This is a genomic window from Caldimonas sp. (assembly GCF_046289365.1).
Lineage (GTDB): Bacteria > Pseudomonadota > Gammaproteobacteria > Burkholderiales > Burkholderiaceae_C > Caldimonas.
Genome location: NZ_JBKBVU010000188.1, coordinates 1 through 6,053, shown reverse-complemented (window position 1 = coordinate 6,053; position 6,053 = coordinate 1). Strand labels below are relative to the sequence as shown.

Genomic DNA, 6,053 nt, shown 5'->3' with positions numbered 1-6,053 from the left:
GTGGCCCTGGGCGTGGGAGGGTTGCTGCTGCGCCATGCGCTGCCCGGCGCGCACGCCCAAGCGACCGAAGACGTGAGCCCGCTGCGCCTGCGCGAAGCGGCGATCGTCGCGGCCGTGCTGGCCGGTGTGGCCTGGGTCGTGTCGCAGGCTCAGCAGTACTTCGGCGCGAGCGGACTCTTCGCCAGCGTGGCCCTGGCCGCGCTGGCCGACGCCCATGCCCCGGTGGTGTCGAGCGCCGCCCTGTTCGAAGCCGGCCGTCTCGACGCCCCCACCTTGCTGGCCAGCATGCTGCTGGCCGTGGGTGTCAACACCTGCAGTCGCTGCGTGGTGGCCTGGCTCAGCGGCGGACCGGCCTATGCCTGTCGGGTGGCCCTGGGGCTGGGAAGCGCGGCCCTCGCCGCCGTCGCGGTGGGCTGGATTTCGCTCGGCGGCCCGGCCTGACCCACGGCCCCTCAACTGCGCCCGCAGCGCCGGCTGCGCGGCTGCAGCTCGTCCAGCTCGGCCAGTTGCTGCTTGAGCAGCAGCATCAGCTCGTCGGTGTTCAGTTCGATCAAGCCCTCGTCGTCCCCTTGTCGTACCTCACCGACTTCAGGCGCTGGGGCTCGCTGTCACCAGTCATCAGGACCGCAACGGCAATGCCGCCCCGATGGCCATGAACACGCCGCCGCAGGCCTTGTTGAACGCTCGCCCGACGCGCGCCAGCCAGCGACTGATGCGATGGGCCACACTGGCGATGAAGACCTCGGTGACGAACTCGATGGCGGCGAAGGTGCCGGCCATCACCACGAACTGCAGCGCCAGGCTGCGCTGCGGGTCGATGAACTGGGGCAGGAAGGCCGCGAAGAACAGGATGCCCTTGGGGTTGGTCACGGCCGACAGGGCCCCCTGTCGGAACAGCGAGGCGTTGCTGCGCCCCTCGGAGCGGGCCGCCGGCTCCAGGCCGATCGGTGGTGAACGCCATACCTGCAGGCCCAGCCACACCAGGTAGGCGCCGCCCACCCACTTGAGCACCGTGAGCCACACGATCGAGGTCTGCAGCAGCGCGCCGATGCCGAAGAGCGACAGTGCAATGATCAGCACAAAGCCGAGCGAACCGCCCGCCACCGTGTACAGCGTGCGCCGCCGCCCGTAGAGCGCGCCGTGGGTGAGGGCCAGCAGCCCGTTGGGGCCCGGCGAGAGCGACAGCCCCAGGGCCGCCAGCGTGTAGAGGAGCCAGACGTGGAAATCCATGACACCGCCTTGCGCAATCGAGTCTGCAGGATACACAGGTTCCAGGGCCCGCGCCCCGTCGGCCCAACTTCAGGCATAATGTGATTTGTGCGCCGCAGCAATGCGGCGCTTCGTTCATCCCCTCTGACCTTTTCAGGCGTGGTGCCCCCGGGCGCCCCCGGGCGACCAGCCCGGTGTCTTGAGTCTCGGTTGGCGGCGATGCCGTCGCAAACCACCGACTCGAGGCCAAAGGCCTGCATCTTCCCGTGCAGGCCCCGCCCCCTGACCTGCGACTTCGTCCTGAACGCCCGGCGTCGGTGCCGGCGTTGTGCCTGTCTTGCCGCGGCTTTGGGCCACGGGGCAGGTTTTTGCCTTGAAAAGAACTGACATGACTTTCGACTCCCTGGGCCTGAACGCCGTCTTGCAAAAAGCCCTCACCGAGGCCGGCTACACCGGGCCCACCGACGTGCAGGCCCGCGCCATTCCCGCTGCACTGGAAGGCCGTGACCTGATGGTCTCGTCGTCCACCGGCAGCGGCAAGACGGCCGCCTTCGTGCTGCCCGCGCTGGAGGGCATCCTCGCCGCCCGTGGCGACAACACCAAGCGCCGCGAAAAGGGCAAGGTCTACGGCCCGCGCGTGGTCGTGCTGACGCCCACCCGCGAACTGGCGATGCAGGTCTCGAAGGCCTGCCTCACCTATGGACGCCATGTGCAGGGCCTGCGCGTGGCCACCATCGTCGGCGGCGTGCCCTACGCGGCGCAGCTCAAGGCCCTGCGCGGCCCGCTGGACATCCTGATCGCCACGCCGGGCCGACTGCTCGACCACCTGGGCACCGGCGCGGCCGTGCTCGACAACGTGCAGATGCTCGTGCTGGACGAAGCCGACCGCATGCTGGACATGGGCTTCATCGACGACATCCGCGCCATTGCCGAGACCATCTCGGCCGAACGCCAGACCCTGATGTTCAGCGCCACCTTCGCCGGCCATGTGGGCGGCCTGGCGCAGCAGCTCACCCGCCAACCGCAGCGCATCGACGTGGCCTCGCACACCGACACCCACGCCAACATCGAGCAGCGCCTGCACTGGGCCGACAGCCTGAGCCACAAGAACGCCCTGCTCGACCACATCCTGACCACCCGCGAGCTGGACCAGGCCGTGGTGTTCACCAGCACCCAGCGTGAGGCCGACCTGCTGGCCGACCGTCTGGGCGAACTGGGGCACGCCGTGGCCGCCCTGCACGGCGGCATGCCGCAGGGCCGCCGCAACCGCGTGCTGCAAGGCCTGCGCCAGCGCCAACTGCGCGTGCTGGTGGCCACCGACGTGGCCGCGCGAGGCATCGACGTGCCCACCATCACCCACGTGATCAACTACGGCCTGCCGATGAAGGCCGAGGATTACGTGCACCGCATCGGCCGCACCGGCCGTGCCGGCCGCGACGGCCTGGCCATCACACTGGCCGAACGCCGCGACACCGGCATGATCCGCCGCATCGAGCGCTTCACGACGCAGCGCATCGAGGCCGTCACCATCGCTGGCCTGGAGCCCAAGGCCCCGCCGCCCGTGGAACGCAAGAAGCCCGAGGGCTGGAAGCCCGGCATGGGCAAGGCCGGCTTCAAACCGCGCAGTGACCGCCGGGGCGATTTCGCCGCGCGCGACTTTGCGCCGCGCGAGCGTGCCCCCTTCGAGGGCCGCCACCGGCGCGATGACGGCGGCCGTGGCTTGAGTGAAGCCCGCGGCAGTTTTGCCGACAAGCCCTCATTCGGCGACCGCAAGCCGTGGGGCGACACCCGCTCGTTCGCCGACAAGAAGCCGTGGGGCGAAAAGAAGTCGTTGGGGAACAAGCCGGCCGGGCGCAACAAGCCCTTCGGCGCCAAGCCTTTCGGTGCCAAGCCCCAGGGCGGCAAGCCCTTCGGCAAGCGCCGCGACTACTGATTGAAGAGCGGGTGGCGCATGGCCTCGTCCATGCGCAGCACCGGGCTCACACAGCAATCGGCCGCCTCGAAGGCGGCGGTCCATTCGGCCTGGCTGCGTGTGGCGAACACCGCGGCCACGGCCTCGCGCAGGGCCATCGCGTCCTCGCCGCCCACCGCCTGGCCCAGTGACCAGTGGCGATCGCCCCACTCGGGGTGGCCCAGCACCTCGCAGGCCGCGCGCCAGAACTTCAGCTCCAAGGCCCCCACTGCCATCCAGCGGCCATCGCTCGTGCGATAGACGTTGTAGCAGGGCACCCCACCGGTGAGCAGGTCACGCCCCGGACTCGGCGCGTGGCCCGTGGCTTGCACGGCCAGCCGCGCCAGCAGGTTGTGCTCGTACACCCCATGGGTCATGGACACATCCACATGCCGGCCGCGGCCGGTGCGCTGGGCCGCCAGCAGCGCCGCCAGCAAGCCCGCCACGGCCGCCTGCGTGCCACCGAAAAGGTCGGCAATCTGGAAGTTGGGAATGGCCAGTTCGCCGTCGCGCGTGGCGATCTGGTCGAGCACCCCGGCATAGCCGATGTAGTTGAGGTCGTGTCCCGCCTTGCGCGCAAACGGCCCGCTCTGGCCGTAGCCGCTGATCGAGCCCATCACCAGGCGCGGATTGACGCCGCGCAGCACCTGCCAGCCCACGCCCAGCTTGTCCATCACACCCGGGCGGAAGCCCTCGACCAGCACATCGGCCTCGCGCACCAGGGCCAGCAGTTCGTCGCGGCCGGCCGGCTGCGTCAGGTCGATGCGATGCAAGCGCTTGCCCTCGTTGAGCCAACGGAAGAAAAGGCTGGGGCGGCCCTGGGCCACGTCCTCGGCCGAGCGCATCATCGTGCGGGCATCGTCGCCCGCCCCGGGCGCTTCGATCTTGAGCACGTCGGCGCCCAGGCGGCGCAGGTGCAGCGTGGCGAAGGGGCCGGGCAGCAGCCGGGTGAGGTCGAGCACCCGCACGCCGGCCAGGGGCAGGTCGTCGGCTGCGTCGTTCACTCGAAACGGCCCTCGCGCAGCCACTTGGTGGCAACCCACTTTTCACCCGCGAGCACGGGCGCGCCGCCGTGCAGCGTTTGGGTGGAGGGGTGCGGCAGCGCATAGCTGAAGAACACCGCACTGCCCTTGACCGGGTTCACCGAGAGCTTCACGTCGGGAAACGTGGTGGCGCCACCGCCCTCGGGCGTGTTGAGGTACATCACCAGCGTGCCCACGCGCTGGCCACCGCGCTTGAGGATGGTCGGCGTGCCGGGCTGGGTCGGGTCGAAGTAGTCGTAGTGGGGTTTGTATTCGGCGCCGGGGCGGTAGCGCAGCACCTGCAGGCCTTCGCCGTTCTCCACCGGCCAGTTCAGCAGTCGCGCGATGCGCCGCTCGATGCGTTCGCACACGGGGAACTCACCGCGCTGGAAGAACATGCCGTCACTGGTACGCGCCGCATTGACTTCGCTGGTGCCGGTGTCGGTTTTCACCGTCAGCGAACGTTCCAGCCGCGTGGCCGCCAGAGCCATCAGTTCGTCACACTCCTGCGCGCTGAGGAAGTTGGCGAACACGACCACCCGGGGGGTGTGCATGCTCATGACGACCTGGACCTGCGCGTCGCCGAGGTCGATCACCGTGGGATCGCCCCGCAGTGAGGGTTCGGGCACCGGCTTGTCATACAGCGCTGCGGTGCCGCGCTCGTAGACGGCCTGCGGATCGATGCCGCGCTCGCGCAGGAAGGTCTCCAGGGTCTGCTCCAGCGCCTTCAAGGCCACGTCCTCCTGCCAGCCGCTGGCCATCATCGATTGGAGCACCGCCTCCGGCCCGTGGCCGGCCACCACCTGCTCGGTGATCCACTGGCGAAGTTCGGCTGTGATGGTCTGGCTCATGGCGTCCCCTGGGGCCCGCGCTCGGGCTGCCGGTGCGGTTGGATGCTCGATTGGTCCATGCACCCGATTGTGCTACGGCGCCGCGCGCCGCCGGAAGACCAGCCGATCGCGCCCGGAGGCCGCAGCGTCATAGACATAACCCTCACGGTCGAAGCCCTGCAACTGCTCGGGCAGCAGCGCACGGGTCTCGATGGCGTAGCGCGCCATCAGGCCGCGGGCACGCTTGGCATGGAAGCTGATGAGCTTCCACGCGCCGGACTTCCAGTCCTCGAACACGCAGTGCACCACGCGGGCCTTGAGGATCTTGAGGTCCACGGCCTTGAAGTACTCCTCGGAGGCCAGGTTGACCACCACCGGCGAGGCGTCGGCCTTCAGGCGCTCATTCAGGTGTTCGGCGATGCGCGGGCCCCAGAAGGCGTACAGGTCCTTGCCGCGCGAGGTGGCCAGACGGGTGCCCATTTCCAGCCGGTAGGGCTGCATGCGGTCCAGCGGGCGCAGCACGCCGTACAGGCCGCTCAGGATGACCAGGTGCTGCTGGGCCCAGTCGAGCTGCGCGGCGCTCAGCGTGCGGGCCTGCAGCCCTTCGTAGACATCACCGTTGAAGGCCAGCACGGCCTGCTTGGAATTGGCCGCCGTGAAGCGCGTGGACCAGGCGGCATAGCGGCCCACATTGAGCGTGGCCAGCGCATCGCTGAGCGACATCAGCTTGGCGATCTCGGCCGGTGTCTTGCGGCGCAGAACATCGATCAGTTCGGCGGCTTCGTCCACGAAGACCGGGCGGGTGTGCGTACTCACGTGCGCGGGGGTGTCGTAGTCGAGGGTCTTGGCAGGCGACAGCAGGAACAGCATCGGTCGGGCGGCAAAGGCTTATAAAGGCGAGAAGGTTACCAGCCCGCACCGCCCCACCGTGATGTCCTCCGACAAGCCCGCCACTTGCTCATCCCCCAAGGCCTGTCCCTGCGGCACCGGCCGCGCCTATGCCGATTGCTGCGGTCGCTGGCGGAGACGCAGCTCCGGGTA

Annotated in this window: 7 protein-coding genes; 3 read left to right on the top strand and 4 right to left on the bottom strand. The window is 69.3% G+C overall.

Annotation, left to right across the window (positions count from 1 at the left end; genetic code table 11):
• Positions 1-441, top strand: a 441-nt coding sequence (locus tag ACK42S_RS14790) for a DUF4010 domain-containing protein (RefSeq protein WP_409709132.1), incomplete at its 5' end; no start/stop codon positions are given.
• A 177-nt stretch (positions 442-618) separates the two neighbouring features.
• Here ACK42S_RS14790 and ACK42S_RS14785 read toward each other — a convergent pair.
• Positions 619-1,230 (bottom strand): LysE family translocator, encoded by a 612-nt coding sequence (locus ACK42S_RS14785; protein ID WP_409709129.1) that lies wholly within the window; start codon positions 1,228-1,230, stop codon positions 619-621.
• A gap of 367 nt (positions 1,231-1,597) precedes the next feature.
• Here ACK42S_RS14785 and ACK42S_RS14780 point away from each other — a divergent pair, with 367 nt between their 5' ends.
• Positions 1,598-3,142 (top strand): DEAD/DEAH box helicase, encoded by a 1,545-nt coding sequence (locus ACK42S_RS14780; protein ID WP_409709126.1) that lies wholly within the window; start codon positions 1,598-1,600, stop codon positions 3,140-3,142.
• Here ACK42S_RS14780 and ACK42S_RS14775 read toward each other — a convergent pair.
• The 3 genes from ACK42S_RS14775 to yaaA form a co-directional block, all read right to left on the bottom strand.
• Entirely contained in the window at positions 3,136-4,164 is a 1,029-nt protein-coding gene (locus ACK42S_RS14775; RefSeq protein ID WP_409709123.1) for a CaiB/BaiF CoA transferase family protein, read from the bottom strand. The genes ACK42S_RS14780 and ACK42S_RS14775 overlap by 7 nt on opposite strands.
• Positions 4,161-5,033, bottom strand: a complete 873-nt coding sequence (locus ACK42S_RS14770) for a 2OG-Fe(II) oxygenase (RefSeq protein WP_409709120.1) — start codon at positions 5,031-5,033, stop codon at positions 4,161-4,163. The genes ACK42S_RS14775 and ACK42S_RS14770 overlap by 4 nt, the downstream gene beginning before the upstream one ends.
• Before the next feature lie 72 nt (positions 5,034-5,105).
• A complete protein-coding gene (gene yaaA / locus ACK42S_RS14765) occupies positions 5,106-5,882 on the bottom strand; it encodes a peroxide stress protein YaaA (protein WP_409709117.1) in 777 nt (258 codons plus the stop codon).
• A gap of 61 nt (positions 5,883-5,943) precedes the next feature.
• Here yaaA and ACK42S_RS14760 point away from each other — a divergent pair.
• Positions 5,944-6,053, top strand: a 110-nt coding sequence (locus ACK42S_RS14760) for an SEC-C metal-binding domain-containing protein (RefSeq protein WP_409709135.1), incomplete at its 3' end; no start/stop codon positions are given.

Coding starts and splice junctions, on each gene's coding strand:
- ACK42S_RS14785 (WP_409709129.1), bottom strand. CDS start 1,230: ATGGATTTCCACGTCTGGCTCCTCTACACGCTGGCGGCCCTGGGGCTG.
- ACK42S_RS14780 (WP_409709126.1), top strand. CDS start 1,598: ATGACTTTCGACTCCCTGGGCCTGAACGCCGTCTTGCAAAAAGCCCTC.
- ACK42S_RS14770 (WP_409709120.1), bottom strand. CDS start 5,033: ATGAGCCAGACCATCACAGCCGAACTTCGCCAGTGGATCACCGAGCAG.
- yaaA (WP_409709117.1), bottom strand. CDS start 5,882: ATGCTGTTCCTGCTGTCGCCTGCCAAGACCCTCGACTACGACACCCCC.